Raw genomic sequence first — 25,400 nt, 5'->3', positions numbered from 1 at the left:
ATTTTTTTCGCGCGCAGCCTGAGGCCGGCCAAGTCAGGTCGGATCTTCCCAGCTGTAAGCCCAATGCTTCAGACCTTCGGACCCGGAAGGCGACAGTTCATAGACGCCCTTTGCCACCTTTTCGAACCAGCCATAATGGTTTTCGCGCATGAGGCGCGTCGCCGCCGCAACGCCCGTGGCACTGGCGACCTCAGCGCCTTTGGTCGCCCCGTGTTCGGCCAGATGCGCGGCACATTTTAGGGCATCCTGCCGATAGGCAGTTACGATTCCGTGCCGGGTTGCCCCGCCCGAGTTCGGATCCCCTTCCAACCGCTCGAACTCGCGCAACAGTCGCGCAGCTTTGGCCTTGTTCTTTCGCGGCGCATGGTGTCCAGGGTCACAATGGACTTCGACCCGCCCATCCGCACGAACGGTGATCAAACCCAGCCCCAACCGACGACACAGGGACAGGTTGTCCCGCAACGCCCGGCGCGCCGACCGGCCGGAGGGCTTGCAGACGCCCACATAGACCTGATCCGATACCTTCAACCGGGTCACGGCCTGATGGAACAAGGCCAGCGAAAATCTCAGCTTCAATTCAACGATCACTGGATCACAACCGGGCTTGACGGCCACGATGTCGGCGGCGCCCACCTCTCCTTTCACGGAGTACCCTTGCCGCTGCAATAGCGCCTTGATCGGAGGATAGAGATCCTGTTCGCGGTTCATGACGCCATGCTATGGTTTTTTCCGAAAAACGCCATACGGATACACGGCTTGCGCGCGGTAGGCGGGCGTGGCTATCTGTTCCCAAGTTCTTTCAGCCACAATCGGAATGGTCTCGATGCGCGTGTTTCTTTTTGCCCTGCTTGCTGCTCTGCATCCAATTGTGGCCAATGCCGCCTGTGACGGGCGCGATTTGCGGCAAGACATGACGCCTGAGGCCCGGGCCGAGTTGAACGCGGCCACCAGTCAGATGGCATATCCCGAAGGCAATCACTGGATTGCACAGAAGGACAACACTGTTTTGCATCTGATTGGCACATTGCACGTCAACGATCCGCGAATGGGCCCGGTGGTCGAGCGGTTGGCGCCGACATTGAGCGAGGCCGACGCGTTTTACTTCGAGATCACCCAATCCGACATGTCCGCTTTCGAACAAGACCTGGCCAAGGATTTCAGCCCGGTTCTGATCAACACAGGACCAACTCTAATCGATCTGATGAGCGAAGAGGACTGGGCCGTGATTTCCAAGGCGCTTTCGGCACGCGGCATTCCCGGTTGGATGGCCGCAAAACTGCGCCCTTGGTTCCTGTCGATGATGCTGGGTATGCCACCCTGCATGCTTCAGGTGCCAGATGCAGACCGGGGAATGGATGCGCGCCTGACCGAACTGGCCGAAGCTGCGGGCAAACCGCAATATTCGCTGGAACAGATCGACGACCTGATCGCGATCTTCGACAGCCACACGCTTGAAGAGCAAGTGCAGTCTCTGGTGCGCATGGTCGATGCCTTTGACGCCGGTGATGACCACATGGTGACCATGGCCAGCGCATATTTCGAGGAGAAACACGCAGAAATCCTGCAATTCGCAAAGATATATGGGCGCGATGTTTCGGGCCTGGCGCCCGATGTGTTTGCACAGGAATGGGCCGCATTCGAGGACCAGCTACTGGTTCAACGCAACGACAACTGGATGGAAACGATCCTAACCATCGAAAACCAGACGGCGGTGATCGCGGTTGGTGCCGGCCATCTGGGTGGAGACCATGGACTTTTGCAGCAGCTGGAACGCGCCGGATATCAACTGAGCCGCGCACAGTTCTGAGCGGTCAGCGCTTCTGTCAGACCAACCGTCGCAGCCGTGTTTCTGCCGGGTGACAACGCCAATGGACCACCCTATAAGGCGCGCAAACTCCTTATGTGCAGGAAACAGACATGACCATCCAAGTATTTGGCCACAAATCTCCCGACACCGACTCAACCGGATCGCCGATCCTGTGGGCCTGGTATCTGAACGAAGTCAAAGGCGAAAAGGCCGAGGCCGTCCTGCTGGGCGAACCCAACACCGAAGCCGCTTTCATGCTGCAGCGCTGGGACCTGCCCAAGCCGCGCATCATCGAGGATGTCGAGACCGATGCGCCCGTCGTCATCGTTGACACAAACAACCCGGCCGAGCTGCCTGCCAATGTCAACAATGCCGATATCCGCGCCATCATCGACCACCACAAGCTGGTCGGTGGGCTGGAAACCAAAGGCCCGATCGACATTACCGTTCGCCCGCTGGCCTGCACGGCAACCATCATGATCGACCTGATGGGCGACGACGCCGCCAAGATGCCCGAGGCTGTCAAGGGCGCGGCCCTGACCTGCATCCTGTCGGACACGCTGGAGTTCCGCTCGCCCACCACTACCGCGCATGACCGCGAAGTGGCCGAGAAGCTGGCCGCCGAGCTGGGTCTGGATGTTTCGGCCTATGCTGCCGAAATGTTCGCCGCGAAATCTGACGTATCGTCTTTCTCGGACGCCGAACTGATCCGCATGGACAGCAAGGAATACGAGGTCAACGGCACCAAGTTCCGCGTGTCCGTTCTGGAAACCACCGCACCGGGCGTCGTGCTGGACCGCAAGGACAGCCTGGCCCAGTCGATGGTCGAGGTGGCGAAGGAAGACGGTGTGGACCAGGTGCTGCTGTTCGTCGTCGACATCCTGAACGAAGAGGCCACCCTGTTGGTGCCGAACGACCTGGTCAAATCGGTTGCCGAGAAAAGCTTTGGCGCTTCGGTGTCCGGCGACACGGTTGTTCTGCCGGGCATCATGAGCCGTAAGAAGCAGATCATTCCGAACCTCAAGGTCTGATCCCGTTCACAGTTCAGCGAAAGGCGCCCTCAGCGGGCGCCTTTTTTGTTTGCGCGTCGAAAGGTTTGCCGGATGGCAAATCGTTGCTAGGCTGGACGCAGGGACAGGGTGGATCGGGACACGGTGGTCACACGGAAGTACAGTACGACACGCAGCATTCTGCTGTTCGAAGGCGGCGACAGGCTTGCCTATTGGCGGCGCTTTGCCATGCTGCTGACCCTTTCGGTGATCATCGCAACCATGGGACTGCTGCGGAACTCTGGCGCCGTGGTCATTGCCGCGATGCTGGTCGCGCCGCTGATGACACCAATTCTGGGCATTGCGGCTGCGATGGTCATGGGCTGGCTGAAACGCGCTTTCGTTCTGACCCTGACGGTCTGCATTGCGGCGGTACTGTGCGTTCTGATGGCCTGGATCCTGGTTTATCTGGCCGATGTCCCGCGCGGCATCCTGATCCCCGATCAGGTCTTGGCCCGCACCGACCCGGGCACCGAAGACCTGATCGTGGCGCTCGCGGCCGGCGTGGCCGGCGCATACGTTCAGATCAACAAGGCCGAACTGAGCCTGTTGCCCGGCGCCGCCATCGGCGTGTCTCTGGTTCCGCCATTGTCCGCGTCCGGGATCCTGCTGTATTTTGGGGAACCCGCTGACGCCTACGAGGCGGGTCTTTTGTTCGCGACCAACCTTGGTGCGATCGTTTTGTCGGCCTGCGCGGTCTATATCGTCTATGCCGCAAGGTCGGTTGCATTCGGCAAGGGCCGGCGCAAGCTCAACTTTACTGCCGGTGTGGTCATAACCATGGCGTTCCTGGCCCTCGTCGTGGTCCAGTTGGGCAAATCGACCTACAACCGTTACCTGGAAACCCGAACCGAGGCCGAGGTTGCGCAAGCGATCCGCGACTGGGCGGACCCGGTATCGGTCGAGATCATCCGCATCGACGTGAATGCCAAACGCAAACAGGCCGAGGTCTGGGTGATCGTCGATCTGCCGCCCGAGGCGCAATTCAAGGTCTCGTCCGTTGCCGGGCTGTTGCCCGAGAGCTTGCGGGAAACGTCGCTGGTGGACGTTCTGCAGGATGAACTTGGCCCCGGCTATCTCGCCGTCATCCGGTACCAGACCCGCATCGGCGCGCAGGTCATTCTTGGCACCGAAACCGTGCAACAGGCCCCGGATGTCGAAAAGTTGAGCGACGAGGAATGACGGCCAGCATCCGGCTACCTCTGGTCAAGCGGGGCCAGCTTTGCCATAGGTGGCGCAACGCCGTTTCAACAGCCCGAGGCCCGCATGACCCAGATCATCTCCGCGCTTGACCAGATTTCCGACCGTTACAAGGCGCTGTTCGTGGATCTGTGGGGCTGCGTCCACAACGGCATCACCGCCTACCCCGAAGCTGTTGCCGCGTTGAAGGCCTATCGCGACCGGGGCGGCAAGGTGGTGTTGGTGACGAACTCTCCGAAGCCGCGTGCCGGGGTTGCCGAGCAGTTGAAACAGTTCAACGTTCCCGCGGACTGCTACGACACCATCGCGACCAGTGGTGACTCGGCCCGGTCCGCGATGTTCCGTGGTGCCGTGGGCGAAAAAGTCTATTTCATGGGTGAGTGGGAGCGCGACGCTGGGTTCTTCGAGCCGCTGAAAATCCTGGAACACCCGATCCACATCGAGCGCGTGCCGCTGGACCAGGCCGAGGGGATCGTTTGCTGTGGCCCGTTCGACCCGATGGCCGATCCGGCCGTGAACCGGCCGGACTTCCTGTACGCCAAGCAGAAAGGCCTGAAGCTGCTGTGCGCCAATCCCGATATAGTTGTCGATCGGGGCGAAGTGCGGGAATGGTGCGCCGGTGCGCTGGCCAAGCTTTATACCGAAATGGGCGGCGAGAGCCTGTATTTCGGCAAACCACACCCGCCCATTTATGATCTGGCCCGGCGTCGCCTGCATGCGCTGGGAACGGACGTGCCGGATGACGAGATTCTGGCCATCGGCGACGGGCCGCATACCGACATAGCCGGCGGCATGGGAGAGGGAATTGATTCCCTGTTCATCAGCGGCGGTCTGGCCGCATCGGAAACAAAAACGTCGCACCAGCCGGATCCGAATGCTTTAAGCGATTATATTTCCAAGGAAAACATCAACCCAACCTACACGATCGGCCGTCTGCGCTAGGCAGAAAACGCTTGATTTTCTGCAGTTGCGAAGTAATAAAGTTGCCAACCTTGGGTCGTTGGCGATTTTTTGTTGCCGGACCGATGCATAGTGAGGGCAACATGTTGGACAATCTTCCGCGCGGCACGATCTGTATCGAAGACATCGAAATGGGCATGACCCGCTACCTGCGGAAAGTGGTGACGGACGAAGACATCGAGATGTTTGCCCAGGTTTCGACCGACCGAAATCCGGTGCATCTGGATGACGACTATGCCCGCGATACGATCTTCGAAGGGCGCATCGCCCACGGGATGCTGACCGCCGGTCTGATCTCGGCCGTGATCGGTGAACAGCTTCCGGGCCATGGGACCGTCTACATGGGTCAGTCGCTCAAATTCCTTGCGCCGGTCCGCCCCGGCGACATGGTCTATGCCGAGGTCAAGGTGATCGACATCGACTTCGCCAAGCGCCGGGTCAAGCTGGATTGCCATTGCGCAGTAGGCGGCAAGAAGGTTCTGGTTGGCGAGGCGATGGTTTTGGCTCCGTCACGGAAATTCGACTGACGGCAGGTTTTGACGCCCTGCTGGACGCTGGTCTGGAACTGCCGCTTGAACCCGGCGGACAGTCCCGCTAGGCAAGCCCCATGCAGATCATCCGGGATTTCCAGTTTGTAGACCCCGAAGACCGCGGCGCCAGCGTTGCGATCGGGAATTTCGACGGCGTTCATATTGGCCACCAGTCGGTGATCGATCTGGCCCGGAAGGCATGCCCGGAAGCACCCTTGGGCGTTCTGTCGTTCGAGCCGCACCCGCGCGAGTATTTTGCCCCGGATGCCCCGCCCTTTCGTCTGATGCGGGGCAATGCGCGCGCGCACCGGCTGGAGAAGTTGGGCGTACAGAAACTCTACGAACTGCCGTTCAACGCCGCGCTCGCCGGGCTGACGCCCGAGGAATTCGCCCGCAACGTGATCTGCCAAGGCTTGGGTCTGGCCCATGTGGTGATCGGGGCCGATTTCTGTTTCGGCAAAGGCCGCAGCGGCACGGCGCAGGACATGGTTCAGTTCGGCCAGCAGATGGGGTTCGGTGTCACCATCGCCCCATTGATGCAGCAGTCCGATCACGTGGTCTCGTCCACCGCGATCCGGCAAGCCCTGAGCGACGGCCGCCCGCGGGACGCGGCGGCCATGCTGGGCCACTGGCACCGGATCGAAGGCGAGGTTATCGGCGGTGAACAGCGCGGTCGCGAATTGGGCTTTCCCACGGCAAACATGTCGATTGAAGGGATCCACCCGCCGAAATTCGGCGTCTATGCGGTTCTGGTCGACGTGCTGGACGGCCCGCATGCCGGCAGCTATCACGGTGCGGCCTCGGTCGGGGTGCGGCCGATGTTCCACGGCGAGGTGCCGAATATCGAAACCTTCCTGTTCGACTTCTCCGGCGATCTTTATGGGGCGACCCTCTCGGTTGGCCTGGTCGAATTCCTGCGCCCCGAGATGACCTTTGACGGCCTCGATGCCCTGATCGCCCAGATGACCGAAGACTGCGATCGCGCACGCAAGATCCTGGCCGCGACATGAGCAAGGATCCGATCGACCGCGCCGGGCTGGCCCCGCGTTTCTGGGAGCGCAAGCCCCTGCAGAAGATGAACCCGCGCGAATGGGAAGCCCTGTGCGACGGCTGCGGCAAATGCTGCCTGAACAAGCTTGAAGACGAGGACAGTGGCGAAGTTGCCCTGACCCGTGTCGCCTGCCGGCTGCTGGATGCCGCGACCTGCCGCTGCACCCAGTATGACATCCGCCACCAATTCGTACCGGAATGCATCGTCATGCGCCCGGACAACATTCACGAACACGCCTACTGGTTGCCTCAGACCTGCGCCTACCGCCTGTTGTGGGAGGGCAAGCCCCTTTACGATTGGCACCCGTTGCTGTCAGGGTCGCCCGACAGCGTCCACGCCGCCGGCGTTTCGGTTCAAGGGCTTACCGTGTCCGAATTCGAGACGCCCGAGGAAGAGTGGGAAGACTACATTATCGAGGAGCCAACCTGATGCATTTCGCCTCTGACAATTCCGGGCCCGTCCACCCCGAGGTTCTGACCGCGCTGGCCGAGGCCAATCAGGGCTATCAGATGGCCTATGGCGCCGATGACCTGATGAACGAAGTGCGCGACCGGATCCGGGGCATCTTCGAGGCGCCCGGGGCGGCGGTCTATCTGGTGGCGACCGGAACGGCGGCAAACTCGCTGGCTCTGGCGACCCTGTCGCAGCCGTGGGAGACCGTATTCTGCTCGCCCGTCGCGCATATTCATGAGGACGAGTGCAACGCGCCCGAATTCTACACCGGCGCCAAGCTGACGCTGGTTCCGGGCGGCGACAAGATGCAGCCGGATGCACTGCGCCGCACCATCGCCGCCGAAGAGACACGCGGCGTGCATGGGCCCCAACGCGGTCCGGTGTCGATCACGCAGGTGACCGAGCGGGGCTCGGTCTATTCGCTGACCGAACTGCGGGCCCTGTGCGGGGTCGCCAAGGAGTTCGGCCTGCCCGTCCACATGGATGGCGCGCGGTTCACCAATGCGCTGGTGGCGCTGAATTGTTCCCCGGCCGAGATGACGTGGAAGGCGGGCGTGGATGCGGTAAGCTTTGGCGGCACCAAGAACGGGCTGATGGGGGTCGAAGCGGTGATCTTCTTCGACGAAAGCAAGGCCTGGGAGTTCGAGTTGCGCCGCAAGCGCGGGGCGCATCTGTTTTCCAAGCACCGGTATCTGTCGGCCCAGATGGCGGCCTATCTGCGCGATGATCTGTGGCTGCGCTCGGCCCGTAAGGCCAACGCCAATTGCGCGCGTCTGGCCGATGGGCTGCGGGCTGCGGGTGCGCAGTTCCTGTATGAACCCCAAGCCAACATCATCTTTGCCAGCTTTCCCCGCAGCCTGCATAGGCGCCTACACGCGGCCGGTGCCGTCTATCACCTGTGGGGCGACCCGCTGGACGGCCCGGACGAGGACGAGATGCTGGCCTGCCGGTTCGTCTGCGACTGGTCGACACCGACCGAGGAAATCGACCGGTTTCTGGCGCTGCTCTAGGCGCGCCAGAACGCGTCGATCTGCGTGGCGGTTTCGCCGGGGTGCGAGACGGGCAGCATGTGCCCTGCCCCCTCGACAACGCCCTGCCGCGCGTCGGCCAAGCGGGCGCGCAGCCCGGCATTGACCACGGCCATGATCGGGTGCGAGGCCGATCCATGCAGCAGCAGGATCGGCATTTCGGCCCGTGCCATGGCCGTCGGGGCCAGCAGGTCGGAGGTGTCGCGGAACAGCGGCCCCTCGACCGCGCCGACCACGCCGACGCCCCGGATCATCGCATTTCGGGTCCGCTCCGGCAGGTCCGGCCAGCGCGGGCTGCGGTCGGTCGTGCCCCACATGCGGTTGAACAGGCGGGCGGCCCGGGGCGCGTCGCCTTCGGCAAGGGCAGCCTTGTATGGCTGGGATTCGGCCGCGTGCCGCGTCGCAAGCGCTGGTGCGTCCTGGTGGGCGACCGCGAAGAACACCGGTTCGATCAGAACGGCGCTGCGCACACGGTCCGGGTATTCGATGGCCAGCCGCAGGGCGACCATCGCGCCGAAACTGTGCCCGATCACGTCCATCGGTTCGCTCAACTGCGCCCGCGACAAAGCTGTGGTGAGGTCGAAGAAATCCCCCTGCCCGTCCCAATCCGGACTGCGTCCGTGCGACAGCATGTCGGGTGCGATCAGCGTTGCCTGATCGCCCAAGGCAACGGCCAGACCGGACCACGCACCGGAATGCGCGATCGTGCAATGCTGCGCTAGCACCTTTCGGGCACCCGCCCCAAGAGTGCGAACGTGGACGGGCGGCAGCACGGCCTTGGCCACGGTCATGCTTTGAGCGTGGCCAGATGCTCGTCCAGATCCACAAGCCGGTCCTGCCCCCAGAACCGCTGATCGTCCTGCGTGATATAGAAAGGCGCGCCGAACACGCCGCGGTCCACCGCCTCTTCGAGGTTGGCCGCATAGGTCTCGGCCCCGACCAGCAGTCCGCTGTCGGCCAGCGCCGGATCAAAGCCCGCCCCGGCCAGACAGTCGCGGATCACGTCGTCCTGCGCGATGTCCTTGTCCTCGGCCCAGCAGGCGCGCAGAAAAGAATGGCAGAGTTTTCCCACATCACCCGACCCATCCTGAATGGCCGCGATGATGGCGTATGAGGACGGCGCCGCGTTGGTCGGCCAATGTGCAGGTTGCAGGTTGAACGGCAGGCCCGTCTTCTTGGCCTGACGCACCAGTTCCTGCGCCCGGTATTCGATGCGCGACGGGTGGCGGTCTTTGGGGGGCACGCCGCCGGTGCGCCCAAACAGCGCAATGATGTCGACCGGCTTGTAGGCGATGGTTGCGCCGTGCTTGGCCGCGATCTCCTCCAGCCGCAGCCCGGCGAGGTAGGAATAGGGCGACAGTGTCGCAAAAAAGTAGTCAATGTCGGCCATGTGCACTTTCTCCACCCAGTTATCTTTGCGGAACCGTAAGGCCATGCTAAGCGGTGTCAACATCACGAATCTGTCACATTGCCACTGCTGCCCGGGGACCTCAGCCGATGCCGACACATCACGAACCCAAGCTTATTGCTGGGAACGCAAACCTTCCGCTTGCCGAAACCATCGCGCGCCGCATGAGCCTGCACCGCGGCGTCAACCAGCGTCTGGTCGATGCGCGTGTCGAACGGTTCAACGATGGCGAGATCTTTGTCGAGGTTTTCGAGAACGTCCGCGGCGAGGACATGTTCATCATCCAGCCCACCTCGAACCCGGCCAATGACAACCTGATGGAGCTACTGATCATCGCCGATGCGCTGCGCCGATCGTCGGCGGCGCGGATCACCGCGGTTATCCCCTATTTCGGATATGCCCGCCAGGATCGCCGCACCAAGGCGCGCACCCCGATCAGCGCCAAGCTTGTGGCCAACATGCTGACCGGTGCCGGGATCGAACGCATCCTGACGATGGACCTGCATGCGGCACAGATCCAAGGGTTTTTCGACATGCCGGTCGACAACCTGTATGCCTCTCCGATCTTTGCGCTGGACGTCAAGGACCAGTTCCGCGACCAGATGGACGATCTGATGGTGGTTTCGCCGGACGTCGGCGGTGTGGCTCGTGCCCGCGAGCTGGCCAAGCGGATCAGCGCTCCTCTGTCGATCGTCGACAAACGGCGTGAAAAAGCCGGGGAAGTGGCCGAGATGACCGTGATCGGCGACGTGAAGGACAAGATCTGCCTGATCGTCGACGACATATGCGACACGGCCGGTACGCTGTGCAAGGCGGCGCAGGTGCTGATAGACAACGGCGCACGCGAGGTTCACTCGTACATCACCCATGGCGTCATGAGCGGCCCGGCTGTTGAACGCGTCTCGAACTCGGTGATGAAATCGCTTGTTTTGACCGACACGATCATGCCGACCGAAGACATCAAGAAGGCCAAGAATATCCGCACAGTGCCGACGGCCCCGATCTTCACACAGGCCATTCTGAACATCTGGCAGGGCACATCAGTGTCGTCGCTGTTCGAAGACAAGACCCTGATCCCGATCTACGAATCCCTGTACCACACAGACTGAAGAAACCGGAAAGCCATTCCCATGACCGCCAACAAACGTCTGGTTCTTTCCAGCGATCACGCTGCCATCGACCTGCGCAAGGAAGTTGCCGCTTTTGCAGCGGCACAAGGCTGGGACGTTCTGGATCTCGGCCCTGACAGCCCCGAAAGCACGGATTACCCCAAGCACGGCAAAGCCGCCGCCGAGGCCGTCGTCTCGGGCGAGTGCCAATTGGGCATTATCCTGTGCGGCACGGGGCAAGGTATCATGATGGCTGCAAACAAGGTTCCAGGCATCCGCTGCGGCGTGTGTTCGGATACGTTCTCCGCCCGCATGATCCGCCAGCACAATGACGCCAACATGCTGTCGATCGGCGCGCGTGTTGTTGGCACTGGATTGGCGCTGGATATTGTCGATGCCTTTCTGAGCACCGAATTCGAAGGCGGCCGGCACGCGAAACGCGTGGCAATGATCGAATCCTAAGTCATTACGGATGGCCCGCTGGGAACGGCGGGTCAGGAGATGTCCCAGTCGTCCTCGTGGGCAACTTCCCCGATCGCGGTCCATGCCACGCGGATCCGGGCGATACGGGTGTCCGACCACGTCCGGAACACCGCATCAAAGCCCGTGGTTGTAACATTTTCGGACAGCAGCTCGGCGCGCAAAGCCGATGAGGTATCGACATCCCACAAGGACACTCCAATCTGCACGACGGGCGGGGTGCGGAAGGGTTGGCTGAAGGTGACGGGCCGGCGTCGTTCCCGCGGCCCCTCGCCCGTCCACATGTCTCCACCATCTGCGAATTCCGAGAACAGAACCTCTTCACCTCGGTCAATTCCGATGGGGTGGGTCAAGAATTTCTTCATTGCGCATCAATTCCTATGAATTTCCGCAACTTATCCTGACCTTTCGGCGAAATCACGACAAAAAAACGGCCCCGCAGCAGCAGGGCCGTTTCCAATTCTGACAGTGCATCAGCCGTTACAGGCTCATATGCGTTCCCAGCGCTTCCATGTCGGCCAGCAGCTTGGCTGCCTCGTCGACAATGGTCTGTTCGCCGTTTTCCTTAGCCGCCTCGTGTGAGGCGCGCGCCTCGGCAATCAGCTCGTCCAGATGGGTGCGGGTCACTTCGTCAACCGGGATGGCCTTTTCAGCCAGCACCGACAGGGCATCTCCGTTGATCTGGGCAAACCCGCCGGTGACCAGGTATTCGCTGGACCCTTCGGGCGCTTCGACCTTCAGGATGCCCGGACGCAGCGTGGTGATGGTGGGGGCATGATCGGGCATCGCCGTCATGTCCCCGTCCGCGCCGGGAATCTGGACCGCGCTGGCCTGAAGCGAAGCAAGGCTCCGCTCCGGGCTGACGAGGTCGAATTGCATCGTGTTTGCCATCGGGGATACTCCTTAGGCAGCTGCTGCGGCCATCTTCTCGGCTTTGGCGATCACTTCGTCGATGCCGCCAACCATCAGGAAGGCCGCTTCGGGCAGGTGGTCGAATTCGCCGGCCACGACACGCTCGAACGAGTCGATGGTGACTTCCAGCGGAACCTGCACACCCGGCGAACCGGTGAAGACTTCGGCCACGTCGAACGGCTGCGACAGGAAGCGCTCGATCTTGCGGGCGCGGGCCACGGTCAACTTGTCCTCTTCCGACAGTTCGTCCATGCCGAGGATGGCGATGATGTCCTGCAGCGACTTGTAGCGCTGGAGAATCTGCTGAACGTCGGTCGCAACCTTGTAGTGACGCTCGCCGACGATGGCCGGGTCAAGCAGGCGCGAGGTCGAGTCGAGCGGGTCCACGGCCGGGTAGATACCCTTTTCCGAAATCGCTCGGTTCAGAACAGTGGTTGCGTCCAGGTGGGCGAACGAGGTTGCCGGCGCAGGGTCGGTCAGGTCGTCCGCAGGCACGTAGATCGCCTGCACCGAGGTGATCGAGCCCTTCTTGGTCGAGGTGATGCGTTCCTGCAGGGCGCCCATGTCGGTGGCCAGCGTCGGCTGGTAGCCCACCGCCGAAGGAATACGACCCAGCAGAGCCGACACCTCGGAACCCGCCTGCGTGAAGCGGAAGATGTTGTCGACGAAGAACAGAACGTCGGTACCGGACTGATCGCGGAACTGCTCGGCCAGGGTCAGACCGGTCAGAGCAACACGGGCACGCGCCCCCGGAGGCTCGTTCATCTGGCCGTAGACCAGGGCCACCTGGCTTTCCGACAGGTTGTCGGGCTTGATGACGTTCGATTCGATCATCTCGTGGTACAGGTCGTTGCCTTCACGGGTCCGTTCACCGACACCTGCGAACACCGAGAAGCCCGAGTGCACTTTTGCGATGTTGTTGATCAGTTCCATGATCAGAACGGTCTTGCCCACACCGGCGCCGCCGAACAGGCCGATCTTGCCGCCTTTGGCGTAGGGCGCCAGCAGGTCAACCACCTTGATTCCGGTGACCAGAATTTCCGACTCGGTCGACTGTTCGTCGAACTCGGGCGCGGGCTGGTGGATGGCACGAGTTTCAGTCGCTTCGACCGGGCCTTTTTCGTCGATCGGCTCGCCGACAACGTTCAGGATGCGGCCCAGGGTGGCGTTGCCAACCGGAACCGAGATCGGTGCGCCGGTGTCGACAACGTCCGCGCCACGGACCAGACCTTCGGTCGCGTCCATCGCGATGGTACGGACGGTGTTTTCACCCAGGTGCTGGGCAACTTCCAGCACCAGGCGCTTGCCGTTATTTTCAGTTTCAAGTGCGTTCAGAATTTCAGGCAACTGATCTTCGAAGTGCACGTCGACGACGGCCCCGATGATCTGTGTGACTTTGCCTTTTGCATTCGCCATGTTTCGTCTCCGGTTTGTCTCTACAGCGCTTCGGCGCCGGAAATGATTTCAATCAGCTCGTTGGTGATCACGGCCTGGCGCGAGCGGTTGAACTGGATCGTCAGCTTGTCGATCATCTCGCCCGCGTTGCGTGTCGCGTTGTCCATCGCGGACATCCGTGCACCCTGTTCCGAGGCCCCGTTTTCAAGCAGAGCCGAGAAGATCGCCGTGGCGACCCCCTTGGGCAGCAATTCGGCCAGAATGGCCTCTTCGCTGGGCTCGTAATCGAACACGGCGCCGCTGTCGTCCCCTTCGGTGTCCTCGAACGAGGCGGGGATGATCTGCTGGGCCGTCGGGATCTGGGTCACGACGTTTTGGAACTTCGCATAGAAGATCGTGGCAACGTCGAACTCGCCCGCGTCAAAACGCGACAGGATGTCCTTTGCGATGTCCTGCGCGTTGGCATAGCCGATGCGCTTGACCTCGCTCAGGTCGATGTGACCGACGAACAGATCGCCATATTCACGCTTGAGTGCGTCGCGACCTTTCTTGCCGACGGTCAGAATCTTGACCGTCTTGCCCTTGCCGCGAAGCTCATCCGCCTTGGCGCGAGCCAACTTGGAAATGTTCGAGTTGAAGCCGCCGCAGAGCCCACGCTCGGCCGTCATGACGACCAGAAGGTGGACATCGTCGCTGCCGGTGCCGCGCAGCAGCTTGGGGGCGCTGTCGCTGCCCCCGACCGATGCTGCCAGCCCCGCCATCACGGCATTGAACCGCTCGGCATAGGGGCGCGAGGCTTCGGCAGATTCCTGGGCGCGGCGCAGTTTTGCAGCCGCGACCATCTGCATGGCCTTGGTGATCTTGCGGGTCGATTTGACCGACTCGATCCTGTTTTTAAGGTCCTTTAGACTTGGCATTGCCGCGTCTCCTTAAGCGAAGGTTGCGGCGTATTCGTCCAGCGCAGCCTTGATCTTGTCGGCAGCCTCGCCCTTGATCTTGGGATCTTCGTCGGTGATCCACTGCAGCAGATCGGCATGCTTACCGCGCAGATGCGCCAGCAGACCAGCCTCATAGCGGCCAACGTCCGAAACGTCGATCTTGTCGAGATAGCCGTTGGTGCCGGCGAAGATCACGCACACGATTTCCGCGTTGGTCAGCGGCGAGTACTGCGGCTGCTTCATCAGCTCGGTCAGACGCGCACCGCGGTTCAGCAGCTGCTGGGTTGCGGCGTCGAGGTCAGAACCGAACTGCGCAAATGCAGCCATTTCGCGGTACTGGGCCAGTTCCAGTTTCACCGGACCGGCGACCGACTTCATCGCGTTGGTCTGAGCCGACGAACCCACACGCGAAACCGACAGACCGGTGTTCACGGCGGGGCGGATGCCCTGGTAGAACAGCTCGGTTTCCAGGAAGATCTGGCCGTCGGTGATCGAGATCACGTTGGTCGGAATAAAGGCCGAAACGTCGCCACCCTGGGTTTCGATGACCGGCAGAGCGGTCAGCGAACCGGCACCGAAGTCTTCGTTCAGCTTGGCCGAACGCTCCAGCAAGCGCGAGTGCAGGTAGAAAACATCACCCGGATAGGCTTCGCGGCCCGGCGGACGGCGCAGCAGCAGCGACATCTGACGATAGGCGACGGCCTGCTTGGACAGGTCATCATAGATGATCAGAGCGTGGCGGCCGTTGTCACGGAAGTATTCAGCCATCGCGGTTGCGGCATAAGGTGCCAGGAACTGCATCGGCGCCGGGTCGGACGCGGTTGCGGCCACGACGATCGAGTATTCGATGGCGCCGGATTCTTCCAGTTTCTTCACCAGCTGAGCAACGGTCGAACGCTTCTGGCCGATGGCCACGTAGACGCAGTACAGCTTCTTCGATTCATCGTCGCCAGCGGCTTCGTTGTAGACCTTCTGGTTCAGGATGGTGTCCAGAGCCACGGCGGTCTTGCCGGTCTGACGGTCGCCGATGATCAGCTCACGCTGGCCACGGCCGATCGGGATCATCGCGTCAACCGACTTCAGGCCGGTCGCCATCGGCTCATGCACCGACTTACGCGGGATGATGCCCGGCGCCTTGACGTCTGCGACGCCGCGCTGCTTGGCATTGATCGGGCCTTTGCCGTCCAGCGGGTTGCCCAGACCGTCAACAACGCGGCCCAACAGTTCGTCACCAACCGGAACGTCCACGATCGAGTTGGTGCGCTTGACGGTGTCACCTTCCTTGATGTCACGGTCCGAGCCGAAGATCACGACACCAACGTTGTCGGCTTCGAGGTTCAGCGCCATGCCCATGATGCCGCCGGGGAACTCGACCATCTCACCCGCCTGCACATTGTCCAGGCCGTAAACACGGGCAATACCGTCACCGACGCTCAGCACGCGGCCGATTTCGGCCACCTCTGCTTCTTGACCAAAATTCTTGATCTGGTCTTTCAGGATTGCAGAAATCTCTGCGGCTTGGATACCCATTTATCCGACCTCTTTCATTGCATTCTGTAGGGAGTTGAGCTTGGAGCGGATCGAACTGTCGATCATCTGCGAGCCCACTTTGACGACAAGACCACCGATGAGGCTTTCATCGACGGTCGCATTGATGGTCACGTCCTTGCCTACGCGCTCGGACAGTGTCTTGGACAGTTTCTCCAGCTGGGTCTTGGTCAGCGCCTTGGCCGAGGCAACTTCGGCAGTCACTTCGCCGCGATCGTCAGCCAGCATTTCGCGCAGAACCTTGATCAGCTGCGGCAGCACGAACAGACGGCGCTTCTGCGCCATCAGAGCCAGCGTGTTGCGCAGGATCGGGTGCAGCCCCATCTTGTCGGCCACGGCGGTGATGGCCGCCTGCTGGTCGGCCCGAGAGATCAGCGGCGAAGAGATCACCTCGCGCAGGTCCGCGCTTTCACTCAATGCAGCCGAAAGGTCATTGATGCCGGTTTCCAGACCTGCAAGGTCCTTGTTCTCTTTTGCGATCTCGAAGATCGCCGTTGCATAGCGTTTGGCTATGCCCGTGGAAATCGAAGCTGGTTCGGACACGTCCACCCTTCCGATATTTTAGGCCCCGATTTCGCGTGTGGCAGCTGAACCGGGGGCGTGAGGAAACCCCGTCCTGAAAGGGCGGGGATCAAAATCACCGGGGATGTAGCAGAGCCTAAGCCACCTAGCAATATGTTATGCCGGGCTCAGCTTTATCCACAAAATCTTTCTTTTCAATTGGTTACGGAAACTGCGACGGTTTGAACCCATTCGCCGGCGTGAAAAATGTTACCAAGTTGCCTGTTTTAGCGATTCCTGTGGCCTTTTTCCCTCATGTTTCCGGGAATCCCGCGCTTGTGGATGCGCGCCAGTTCACGCCGGCTTCAGCAATCCGTCCAACGCTTTGATGGGGCGTTTTTCAGCATCCTTGGTCACGCTGCCGCTTGGTGGCCGCACGAGCTTGCTGGCTTCGACCATCAGAACACCACCGGCCATGATGGTCGGGATCCGTTGCCCTGTCTTTTCGATCAACCCACCCGAGCGCAGCCAGAACCGCCGGAACGAGGGCGGCAGGTAAAGCGCGGAACAGTGCATCTCGGGCACGAAATGATGTGCGCGCAACTGGTTCTCCAACTGGGTTGCCGAATACGGATGTCCGTAACCAAAGGGCGTTCGGTCGGTTCGGGACCAAAGCCCGGCCCGATTGGGAACGACGAACACCGCCCGACCTCCCGGCCCCAGAACACGCCAGCATTCTTCAAGCAGTTGACTGGGTCGTTCCGAGGTCTCGAGCCCGTGCATGACCACCAGCTTGTCCACATGACCGGTTTCGATCGGCCACCGGGTTTCCTCGGTCAGCACCGACACGTTCTGCATACCGGCGGGCCAAGGCATCACCCCTTGCGGTCCGGGCATCAGGCCGATGACACGCCGCGCGTCCGCAAGATAAGGGCGCAACAGAGGCACCGCAAAGCCGAATCCGGCCACCGTCTGGCCCTTGGCCTCGGGCCACAGTTCGATCAGCCGGCCACGAATGGCAGCCTGCGCCGCACGCCCCAGCGTGCTGCGGTAGTAGAAGTTCCTAAGATCCTGCACATCAAGATGCATTGCAGATACCCGATCGATCGGCTTAGCTGAGCGCAGTCTAGCAACGAAAGGGCAAAAGGCCATGCCTCTTGAGATCGTCACCATCCCCTGTCTCAGCGACAATTATGCTTTTCTGGCACATGACCATGCAAGCGGACAGACAGCCCTGGTCGACGCTCCGGAGGCCGGACCCATTCTGGCCGAATTGACCGCACGCGGCTGGCGCCTGAGCCATGTGCTTCTGACCCACCACCACTGGGATCACGTCGACGGCTTGCCGGGCATCCTCGAGCAGCACCCAGCACAGGTGATTGGTGCGGCGGCCGACGCTCACCGGCTTCCTCCCCTCGACAAACAGGTGGCTGACGGAGATCGGTTCGAGATTGGGGGCGAACCCGTCGAGGTTCTGGATGTCTCGGGGCACACGGTGGGACATGTGGCATATTACATGCCCAAAAGCGCGGTGGTGTTCACGGCCGACAGCCTGATGGCGCTGGGATGCGGCCGATTGTTCGAAGGAGACGCAGCGCAAATGTGGACCTCGCTTTCGAAGCTCGCTGCTTTGCCCGACGAAACGTCGGTCTGCTCGGGTCACGAATACACCCAGTCAAACGCACGATTTGCGGTAACCATCGATCCTGACAACACAGCGCTGGAGCAACGGGTGCATGAGATCGATCAGGCACGGGCAAAGGGTCGCGCGACCGTGCCGTCAAATCTGGGCGTGGAAAAGGCGACCAATCCGTTCCTGCGCGCCACTGATCCCAAGATTCAGGCACAGCTTGGAATGGTGGGGGCTGACCCGGTCGCCGTTTTTGCCGAGATCCGGGGTAGAAAAGACCGCTTCTGATGCCTAATTGGTCTTCTCCACGGCCACGGTCACGTTAAATGTGACTGTCAAGTGAAAGAAAACCCTTGAAGCCGCGCCATGATCAACCAAACTCTAATAGTATGAGGTCATGGTTGGGATGGGGATCCGGCCAATACTCGAACCCCTTCCGGCCCAATACAGAGGAGCACCCGCGTGCCTTCATTCTCGAGCACACTGGAACAAGCCATTCACGCGGCCCTGGCGGCTGCAAACGAACGGCGTCATGAATTCGCAACGCTGGAGCATCTGTTGCTGGCGCTGCTGGAAGAACCCGATGCGGTGCGCGTCATGAAGGCGTGCAGCGTGGATCTGGACGAATTGCGCAGCTCTCTGGTCGAGTTCATCGACGAGGATCTGTCCAATCTGGTAACAGACATCGACGGGTCCGAAGCCGTACCGACAGCTGCGTTCCAGCGTGTTATCCAGCGCGCCGCGATCCATGTGCAAAGCTCGGGCCGGACCGAGGTGACCGGGGCAAATGTTCTGGTGGCCATCTTTGCCGAACGGGAAAGCAACGCGGCATATTTCCTGCAAGAGCAGGACATGACGCGGTATGACGCGGTGAATTTCATCGCCCACGGCGTCGCCAAAGACCCGGCGTTTGGTGAAAATCGTCCGGTGACCGGCGCCGATCAGGGTGAAGAGGAAGCGCAGAACGCCTCCGGTGACGCCGACCAGAAGGAAAGCGCGCTGGGCAAGTATTGCGTGGACCTGAACGCCAAATCCCGCGCCGGCGATGTAGATCCGCTGATCGGTCGCGCCGACGAGGTCGAGCGTTGCATCCAGGTTCTGTGCCGCCGCCGCAAGAACAACCCGCTGCTGGTGGGTGATCCGGGCGTGGGCAAGACGGCGATTGCCGAAGGCTTGGCCTACAAGATCGTCCAGGGCGACGCGCCCGAGGTTTTGGCCAACACCACCATCTATTCGCTGGACATGGGCGCATTGCTGGCCGGCACGCGCTATCGGGGCGACTTCGAAGAGCGGCTCAAGGCCGTGGTGACCGAGCTTGAGGATCACCCAGACGCCGTGCTGTTCATTGATGAGATTCACACCGTGATCGGTGCGGGTGCAACTTCGGGCGGCGCCATGGATGCCTCGAACCTGCTGAAGCCTGCGTTGCAGGGCGGCAAGCTGCGCACCATGGGTTCGACCACCTACAAGGAGTTCCGCCAGCACTTCGAGAAGGACCGCGCGCTGTCGCGTCGGTTCCAGAAGATCGACGTGAACGAGCCTTCGGTCGAGGACAGCGTGAAGATCCTGCGCGGTCTCAAGCCCTATTTCGAAGAGCATCACGACATCAAATACACTGCCGACGCGATCAAGACTGCAGTCGAGCTGTCTGCGCGTTACATCAACGACCGCAAACTGCCTGACAAGGCGATCGACGTGATCGACGAGGCCGGTGCGGCCCAGCATCTGGTCGCGGAAAGCAAGCGGCGCAAGACCATCGGCGTCAAGGAGATTGAGGCCGTGGTGGCCAAGATCGCGCGCATTCCGCCGAAGAACGTCACCAAGGACGATGCCGAGGTTCTGAAGGACCTTGAGAACTCGCTGAAACGGGTGGTGTTCGGGCAGGACCAGGCGATCGAGGCTTTGGCCAGCGCGATCAAGCTGGCGCGGGCCGGTCTACGCGAGCCGGAAAAACCCATCGGCAACTACCTGTTCGCCGGCCCGACCGGTGTGGGCAAAACCGAGGTCGCCAAGCAACTTGCCGATACACTCGGCGTGGAACTGCTGCGCTTCGACATGTCGGAATACATGGAGAAACACGCGGTAAGCCGTCTGATCGGTGCGCCTCCGGGCTATGTCGGATTTGATCAGGGCGGACTGCTGACTGACGGCGTTGACCAGCACCCGCATTGCGTGCTGCTGCTGGACGAGATCGAGAAGGCGCACCCGGATGTGTTCAACATCCTGCTGCAGGTGATGGACCACGGCGAGCTGACCGATCACAACGGCCGGACGGTGAACTTCCGCAATGTGGTGTTGATCATGACCTCGAACGCAGGTGCGCAAGAACAGGCCAAGGCCGCAATCGGCTTTGCCCGCGACCGGCGTGAGGGTGAAGATACCGCCGCAATCGAACGGATGTTCACCCCTGAATTCCGCAACCGTCTGGACGCGGTAATCTCGTTCGCGCCGCTGCCCAAAGAGGTCATCCTGCAGGTGGTCGAAAAATTCGTCCTGCAGCTTGAGGCGCAACTTCTGGATCGTGGCGTCACCATCGACCTGACCCCGAAAGCCGCCGAGTGGCTGGCCGACAAGGGGTATGACGACAAGATGGGCGCGCGGCCTCTGGGTCGGGTCATCCAGGAGCACATCAAGAAACCGTTGGCCGAAGAACTGCTGTTCGGAAAGCTGGCCAAGGGCGGTGTTGTGCGGGTCTCGGTCAAGAAAGGCGATCTGGATCTCGAGATTGTCGGCCCCGACAATCCGCGGATCTCGGGCGACAAGCCGCCGCTGCTCACCGCGGACTAGAGTTCGATCCAATCAAACAAGTCTCATCGCCCGGCAGCCAGTTCTGCCGGGCGATTTCGTGAGTGGCCGCCCCCCTCTCCTGCCAGTATCCTCCAAAAAGACAGTTCCCAGCGACGGAAACCGCTGCGCACCACGTTTCAAACTAAAGCCTTTGGAGTGGAACAGCACAGTGTCCAGAAAAATCGCCGTCATTTGGAGCATCGCCTTCGCGGCCTCGGTCGTCGGCGTAATCGCCTCTGCCCAGCATCGGTTTCGCTTTCATGACGAAACCCGCGCGGAACCGTTGAACCTGGAACCGGCGACCGTCGACCCAGGCGTCAACAGGTCAGAGATCACCGAACAAGGCCGCGCCTTGTCGATTACCGGCAATGGCATCCCCAATCATCTGGTCGGTCGCTTTCCGAACAAAGGCAACCCCCATCAAATCGCCGAGCAGTCGGTCAAGTTGAACGTGCCGGCCGTTCCGAAGGCGAATGCAACCCCAACGCCTCTGCGCATGGGGTGGAATTTTGGCGTGTCCCTGACTGGGGTCGTCTTTGACCCACTGGCCGCTGAATTCTGGCACGGCAATCCCCGGTCGGGCTGGTCCTACAATGCCTTGGGCGGCGCGATCGCCCTTGGACTCGATGCCAATTTCGCGCATGTCCAACCAAACGGAAAATATCACTACCACGGGGTTCCGACCGGCCTGATCGAAATGCAGGGCTGGTCACCGAAAGAACACTCTCCGTTGATCGGGTATGCGGCGGACGGGTTTCCGATTTACGCCCGAACCGGTGTGGTAGGCGGCAAGGTCACGCAAATGACCTCTTCCTACCGGCTGAAGGCCGGTCAGCGCCCGGGCGGGACCGCCCCTGACGGACGACATGATGGAACTTTCAACGAAGACTTCGAGTTCGTAGCAGGACTTGGAACGCTCGATGAATGCAATGGCGCCATGACCGTCTCGGCCGAGTTTCCTTCGGGCACTTACGCGTATTTTCTGACCGATGACTACCCGGTTGTTCCACGCTGTTTTGCGGGCACACCCGATCCCAGCTTCCGCTTCGGGCCGCGTTGACACTGGCTTAGCGTTCGGTCAGCTTCAATTCGATGCGACGGTTCTTTGCCCGCGCTTCCGGAGTGTCCGCCGTATCGACAGGTTGAAACTCTCCAAATCCGTTTGCTGACAGGCGTTCCGGCGGTATGCCCAACTGTTCGACCATGTAGCGCACGACCGACAGCGCCCGCCCTTGGCTGAGCTCCCAGTTGTCGCGATACCGTCCTGTTCCGTTCAGCGGGATATTGTCCGTGTGACCGTCGACCCGGATGACCCAATTCAATTCGGGCGGAATGTCCGCAGCAATCCCGCGCAGAATGCCCGCCACTTTCGCGACCTCGCGCCGGCCATCCTCGGACAGAACCGCCGAACCGGGGGGGAACAGCACCTCGGACGAGAATACGAAGCGGTCGCCCTCGATCCGAACGCCTTCCTGGTTGCCCAACACGTCGCGCAGGCGACCAAAGAACTCGGAGCGGTACCTCTGCAGGTCTTCGGCCTGCGCCGTAAGTTCCTGATTCTGACCGGCCAGTTTCTCGGCCTCAGCCTCCAGGCGGACGCGTTCGGCCTCTTCCAACAAGCGGCGGCGCCGTTCTTCGGAAGCGGCCCGGGCAAGGGCCGCGTTCAGGTCCTGACCAAGGGTCTGAATTTGCACCTCGGCCTCGGCATTCCTGTCTTTGTAGTCATCCAGCAGCGCCTGCAACGACCCCAATTGGCCGCGCAATGCGGCGATCTGCTGGTTCAACAAGGCCGTCTGGCGTTGCGCCTTGGCGGAAAGAGCCTTTTCGGTGGCGATCGTTTCCCGGGCAACGGCAAGCAAGGCGTCACGCTGCTCGGCCAGCGTCCGCTGACTTTCGGCCTCGGCCTCAGCTTCGGTTCGCGCCGCAAGGGCTGCTTCAAGCTGAGCCTTGAGCTCTTCGTCATTCAACTCACCGAATTGCCGCTCAAGCTCGGCTTTGGCCGTCTGAGCGGCGGCCAACAGTGTCAGTGTTTCCTCGGCCTGTTTACGCTGCTCTTCCAGTGCCAGGGTCATGGCCGTCAATTCGGCATCCGCATTCTGCAATCTGTTGCGCAGTGCCTCAGCGGCAGCAGCCTCGGCGACGCGGGCGGCTTCCTCTTCAGTCAGTTGGCTTTGCAATTCCGCGATCTGGGCCGCGCGCGCACTGTCCGCTTGCTCAAGGTCGGCTACCAAGGCCTCCAGCGCTTCGCGGCGTGCAGCCGCCAGCCGTGCGGCCTCGGCCTGGGCATCCACCTCCGCACGGCTTTGTGCCAAGGCAAGGTTCAATGCCTCCTGCTCGGAAAGCAGTTGCTCGCGCTGGGATTCCAGTTCGGCAATATCGCCCTGCGCGCGCGCCTGATCAGCCAAAAGCGCGGCAACTTGCGCTTCGAACCCCGTGATACGAGTCTGCGCCTCTTCCAACTCGGTAGCGCGCTGGTCTCGCTCCGAGGTGAGTGACGAGATCAAGCCCTGCGCCTGGCTCAGATCCTCTTCGGCCTGCGACAGCGTCGTGTTCAGCGCCCCCAACCGGGCCTGCAGGCGGCTGTTCTCGCGCTCTTCCAGGCCCAAGGCATCCGCAAGGGCGGCCACTTCGTCCGACAGGGCAGTCAGCTCGTCTTCCTGTCCGGAGATGGTTTCACGCAGCACGAACTGCACGACCATGAAAATGGTCAGCACAAAGGTCATGACCATCAGAAGTCCCGTGATCGCATCAACGAAGCCGGGCCAGACCGAGCCTTGGAAACGCTGACCGGTTCGACGAGACAGGGCCATGTGTTATTCTCCGCCCGGTGTGTGGCGCGCCGCCCCGCGCGGAAGCGTCAGCGCTTTGACCAGCAGCTCGAAATCCTTGCGCAGTTCGTTCATGCTGTCCTGGCGACCGGCCGAGATTTCTTCGAGAATGCGCAGAAGCTGCACGTCCATCGACCGCAGCCGCATTCGGCTTTCGGCGTCGATCCCCTCGCCCGCACCATGTTCACGCATGTGATCCAGCAGCGCGTCCTGCCCCAACGCGATCCGCTCAAGCGCGGCGGTGACCCCTTCGCTTTCCGCCTGTCGCTGGTTCATGTCCGCGATGACATCGACCAATGCACCCAGCTTGGCCGATACCTCGGCGCGATCCGCCTCCTGGGCCGCGAACAGATCCTGCAGCGCATCCATCTGCTCGGACATGGCATCAAGGACCGGGGTCAGCACCGCCAGTTCCGCACCACCTTCGTCTCCGGCGGCAAATCCGACGCGCGTGATCGACGACAGCCATTCCTCGAGCTCACGGTAGAAACGGTTCTGCCCGTGGCCGGCGAACAGTTCGAGCAAACCCACGATCAGCGATCCGGCAAGCCCCAACAGAGAGGACCCGAACGCCACGCCCATGCCTTGCAGCTGGGATTCGAGGCCACTCATCAGGCGATTGAATACGGCCAGGCCTTCTTCGCCCTCTTGGGGGTTCAGGCTGCGAATGGTGTCGACAATTGCAGGAACCGTTGTTGCCAAGCCGAAGAATGTGCCCAGAAGACCCAGATAGATCAGTACGTTGGTGATGTAACGGGTGAATTCCCGCTCTTCCTCGACCCGTTCCGCGACCGAATCCAGGATCGACCGGGTCGATGTCGAGCTGATCTGCGATTTCGCCCCGCGTGCGCGAAGCAGCGACGCCAAAGGCGCCAACAGCTGCGGTGTACGAGCATCTTCGCGCACGACGCCGCCCACGAACGCTTCGATCCAGCGAACCGAACCGATCAACTGGGTCACCTGATAGAAACAGGCCACCACGCCGATGACGAAGACCAGCAGGATGAATCCGTTCAGATAGGGGTTGGCATAAAAAACCGGCAGCACGTAGGGCAGAGCCATGAACACGCCCAGGCCCGACAGCCCGATGGCGATCAGCATCATCACGATTTGACGGATCGGTTGCGAGAAATGCGGTCTCGCGCCCTGCTGTACATGCGCCATGCGCGTCTTTCCCGGTTTTGCCTGCTCTGAGGCGAATCTATCGAAAATCTGGTGGCAAGGCCAAGGGTTTATGCGGTCAGGCTGCGCACCCGTTGCGCCAACCACTCAAGATCCGGGTCGCGCAACCCGATCTCGAACAGGTGTTCAGCGGTATTGTAAAGATACTCGGGGTTGGGGCCGCGGCCGCCCACGGCCCGCGCGATGATTTGCGCCTGCTCCTCCAGCGGCAGGCCCCCGCAATACTGCACGTGGTCGGGATCGATCACATATGTCACTGCCGTCACCGTCTGGCCGCTGTCCAGATGCACATCCAGCATCTTCTCCACATAGGCTGACGAGATCAATTCGCGCTCGCGCAGTTCCTCAAGGGTGCGTTCCTCATGGCCCGGTTCGACAGCCAGCGCCAAGCCCTTGCAATGGGCATCCGGGTGTTCGTCCAAGGCCAGGACAAGGCCGGGGTTCTCTTCGGTTCCGCGGTGATGGATCGACCGCATGCAAAATGACCGCGCATAGCCGTGAAGGGTAGCCTGCTCTCGCCCGGCCACCGGAAAGCCCGGATTCCACAACAGCGACCCGTATCCGAATACCCACATCGTCATAGTTCTGGTCCTTGCCCGTTTAG

At 61.4% G+C, this 25,400-nt stretch carries 26 protein-coding genes; 13 read left to right on the top strand and 13 right to left on the bottom strand.

Going from position 1 to position 25,400, the window contains the following annotated elements; all coding sequences use genetic code 11:
- Positions 1–33: 33 nt before the first annotated feature.
- A complete protein-coding gene (locus ACR0CU_RS01290; protein ID WP_170444600.1) occupies positions 34–708 on the bottom strand; it encodes a DUF2161 domain-containing phosphodiesterase in 675 nt (224 codons plus the stop codon).
- A gap of 115 nt (positions 709–823) precedes the next feature.
- Here ACR0CU_RS01290 and ACR0CU_RS01285 point away from each other — a divergent pair, with 115 nt between their 5' ends.
- From ACR0CU_RS01285 to ACR0CU_RS01250, 8 genes are all read left to right on the top strand, one after another.
- Positions 824–1,807: a TraB/GumN family protein gene (locus ACR0CU_RS01285; RefSeq protein ID WP_170444597.1), complete on the top strand. Its 984-nt coding sequence runs from the start codon at positions 824–826 to the stop codon at positions 1,805–1,807.
- A gap of 110 nt (positions 1,808–1,917) precedes the next feature.
- Positions 1,918–2,838 (top strand): manganese-dependent inorganic pyrophosphatase, encoded by a 921-nt coding sequence (locus ACR0CU_RS01280; protein ID WP_170444594.1) that lies wholly within the window; start codon positions 1,918–1,920, stop codon positions 2,836–2,838.
- Between the two features lie 108 nt (positions 2,839–2,946).
- Complete coding sequence (locus ACR0CU_RS01275) at positions 2,947–4,038, top strand: DUF389 domain-containing protein (RefSeq protein ID WP_170444591.1); 1,092 nt, start codon at positions 2,947–2,949, stop codon at positions 4,036–4,038.
- A gap of 84 nt (positions 4,039–4,122) precedes the next feature.
- Complete coding sequence (locus ACR0CU_RS01270; RefSeq protein WP_170444587.1) at positions 4,123–4,998, top strand: TIGR01459 family HAD-type hydrolase; 876 nt, start codon at positions 4,123–4,125, stop codon at positions 4,996–4,998.
- Positions 4,999–5,099: 101 nt separating this feature from the next.
- Positions 5,100–5,543, top strand: a complete 444-nt coding sequence (locus ACR0CU_RS01265; RefSeq protein WP_170444584.1) for a MaoC family dehydratase — start codon at positions 5,100–5,102, stop codon at positions 5,541–5,543.
- An 80-nt stretch (positions 5,544–5,623) separates the two neighbouring features.
- Positions 5,624–6,556 (top strand): bifunctional riboflavin kinase/FAD synthetase, encoded by a 933-nt coding sequence (locus ACR0CU_RS01260; RefSeq protein WP_170444581.1) that lies wholly within the window; start codon positions 5,624–5,626, stop codon positions 6,554–6,556.
- On the top strand, positions 6,553–7,026 hold the full coding sequence (locus tag ACR0CU_RS01255) for a YcgN family cysteine cluster protein (RefSeq protein WP_170444578.1): 474 nt from the start codon (positions 6,553–6,555) through the stop codon (positions 7,024–7,026). Before ACR0CU_RS01260 ends, ACR0CU_RS01255 begins: the two co-directional genes overlap by 4 nt.
- The gene (locus tag ACR0CU_RS01250; protein ID WP_170444575.1) at positions 7,026–8,060 is read left to right on the top strand and encodes a threonine aldolase family protein; all 1,035 of its coding nucleotides are present in this window, start codon (positions 7,026–7,028) and stop codon (positions 8,058–8,060) included. The genes ACR0CU_RS01255 and ACR0CU_RS01250 overlap by 1 nt, the downstream gene beginning before the upstream one ends.
- Here the strand turns inward: ACR0CU_RS01250 and ACR0CU_RS01245 are convergent.
- Complete coding sequence (locus ACR0CU_RS01245; RefSeq protein WP_480642289.1) at positions 8,057–8,869, bottom strand: alpha/beta fold hydrolase; 813 nt, start codon at positions 8,867–8,869, stop codon at positions 8,057–8,059. The two genes, ACR0CU_RS01250 and ACR0CU_RS01245, sit on opposite strands and share 4 nt — an antisense overlap.
- Positions 8,866–9,468: a 2-hydroxychromene-2-carboxylate isomerase gene (locus ACR0CU_RS01240; RefSeq protein WP_170444569.1), complete on the bottom strand. Its 603-nt coding sequence runs from the start codon at positions 9,466–9,468 to the stop codon at positions 8,866–8,868. Before ACR0CU_RS01240 ends, ACR0CU_RS01245 begins: the two co-directional genes overlap by 4 nt.
- 107 nt (positions 9,469–9,575) lie before the next feature.
- Between ACR0CU_RS01240 and ACR0CU_RS01235 the strand changes: the two genes are divergently transcribed.
- Positions 9,576–10,595 (top strand): ribose-phosphate pyrophosphokinase, encoded by a 1,020-nt coding sequence (locus ACR0CU_RS01235; protein ID WP_093964640.1) that lies wholly within the window; start codon positions 9,576–9,578, stop codon positions 10,593–10,595.
- A gap of 21 nt (positions 10,596–10,616) precedes the next feature.
- Positions 10,617–11,057 carry a ribose 5-phosphate isomerase B gene (gene rpiB, locus ACR0CU_RS01230; protein WP_170444566.1) on the top strand — a complete coding sequence of 147 codons (441 nt, stop codon included), beginning with the start codon at positions 10,617–10,619 and terminating at the stop codon, positions 11,055–11,057.
- A gap of 32 nt (positions 11,058–11,089) precedes the next feature.
- Here the strand turns inward: rpiB and ACR0CU_RS01225 are convergent, their stop codons facing one another.
- The 7 genes from ACR0CU_RS01225 to ACR0CU_RS01195 all read right to left on the bottom strand — a co-directional run bounded on the left by ACR0CU_RS01225 (position 11,090) and on the right by ACR0CU_RS01195 (position 17,458).
- Complete coding sequence (locus tag ACR0CU_RS01225; protein ID WP_093964638.1) at positions 11,090–11,440, bottom strand: H-type lectin domain-containing protein; 351 nt, start codon at positions 11,438–11,440, stop codon at positions 11,090–11,092.
- A 115-nt stretch (positions 11,441–11,555) separates the two neighbouring features.
- Positions 11,556–11,966, bottom strand: coding sequence for a F0F1 ATP synthase subunit epsilon (locus ACR0CU_RS01220; protein ID WP_149776434.1), 411 nt, complete (start codon positions 11,964–11,966; stop codon positions 11,556–11,558).
- Between the two features lie 12 nt (positions 11,967–11,978).
- The gene (atpD, locus tag ACR0CU_RS01215) at positions 11,979–13,403 is read right to left on the bottom strand and encodes a F0F1 ATP synthase subunit beta (protein ID WP_093964636.1); all 1,425 of its coding nucleotides are present in this window, start codon (positions 13,401–13,403) and stop codon (positions 11,979–11,981) included.
- A gap of 20 nt (positions 13,404–13,423) precedes the next feature.
- Positions 13,424–14,299 (bottom strand): F0F1 ATP synthase subunit gamma, encoded by an 876-nt coding sequence (locus tag ACR0CU_RS01210; RefSeq protein WP_170340529.1) that lies wholly within the window; start codon positions 14,297–14,299, stop codon positions 13,424–13,426.
- 12 nt (positions 14,300–14,311) lie between these two features.
- Entirely contained in the window at positions 14,312–15,850 is a 1,539-nt protein-coding gene (gene atpA / locus ACR0CU_RS01205; RefSeq protein WP_170339951.1) for a F0F1 ATP synthase subunit alpha, read from the bottom strand.
- Positions 15,851–16,411 carry a F0F1 ATP synthase subunit delta gene (locus ACR0CU_RS01200; protein WP_480642285.1) on the bottom strand — a complete coding sequence of 187 codons (561 nt, stop codon included), beginning with the start codon at positions 16,409–16,411 and terminating at the stop codon, positions 15,851–15,853. It lies immediately after the preceding gene.
- Positions 16,412–16,723: 312 nt separating this feature from the next.
- Positions 16,724–17,458, bottom strand: a complete 735-nt coding sequence (locus ACR0CU_RS01195; RefSeq protein WP_170339950.1) for a class I SAM-dependent methyltransferase — start codon at positions 17,456–17,458, stop codon at positions 16,724–16,726.
- Between the two features lie 61 nt (positions 17,459–17,519).
- Between ACR0CU_RS01195 and gloB the strand changes: the two genes are divergently transcribed.
- The 3 genes from gloB (at position 17,520) to ACR0CU_RS01180 (ending at position 21,846) form a co-directional block, all read left to right on the top strand.
- On the top strand, positions 17,520–18,287 hold the full coding sequence (gene gloB / locus ACR0CU_RS01190; protein WP_170444563.1) for a hydroxyacylglutathione hydrolase: 768 nt from the start codon (positions 17,520–17,522) through the stop codon (positions 18,285–18,287).
- Between the two features lie 174 nt (positions 18,288–18,461).
- Positions 18,462–20,786 (top strand): ATP-dependent Clp protease ATP-binding subunit ClpA, encoded by a 2,325-nt coding sequence (gene clpA, locus ACR0CU_RS01185; protein WP_480642283.1) that lies wholly within the window; start codon positions 18,462–18,464, stop codon positions 20,784–20,786.
- Between the two features lie 169 nt (positions 20,787–20,955).
- Positions 20,956–21,846 carry a YHYH protein gene (locus ACR0CU_RS01180; protein WP_480642281.1) on the top strand — a complete coding sequence of 297 codons (891 nt, stop codon included), beginning with the start codon at positions 20,956–20,958 and terminating at the stop codon, positions 21,844–21,846.
- A gap of 7 nt (positions 21,847–21,853) precedes the next feature.
- Here the strand turns inward: ACR0CU_RS01180 and ACR0CU_RS01175 are convergent, their stop codons facing one another.
- From ACR0CU_RS01175 to ACR0CU_RS01165, 3 genes are all read right to left on the bottom strand, one after another.
- Positions 21,854–23,596: a peptidoglycan -binding protein gene (locus ACR0CU_RS01175; protein ID WP_480642279.1), complete on the bottom strand. Its 1,743-nt coding sequence runs from the start codon at positions 23,594–23,596 to the stop codon at positions 21,854–21,856.
- Between the two features lie 3 nt (positions 23,597–23,599).
- The gene (locus ACR0CU_RS01170) at positions 23,600–24,778 is read right to left on the bottom strand and encodes a biopolymer transporter ExbB (protein WP_170369686.1); all 1,179 of its coding nucleotides are present in this window, start codon (positions 24,776–24,778) and stop codon (positions 23,600–23,602) included.
- A 68-nt stretch (positions 24,779–24,846) separates the two neighbouring features.
- The gene (locus ACR0CU_RS01165; RefSeq protein WP_170364856.1) at positions 24,847–25,377 is read right to left on the bottom strand and encodes a gamma-glutamylcyclotransferase; all 531 of its coding nucleotides are present in this window, start codon (positions 25,375–25,377) and stop codon (positions 24,847–24,849) included.
- Between the last annotated feature and the right edge of the window lie 23 nt (positions 25,378–25,400).

This window comes from Ruegeria sp. BC2 (assembly GCF_056539245.1).
This window is presented reverse-complemented; position numbering and strand designations above follow the sequence as displayed.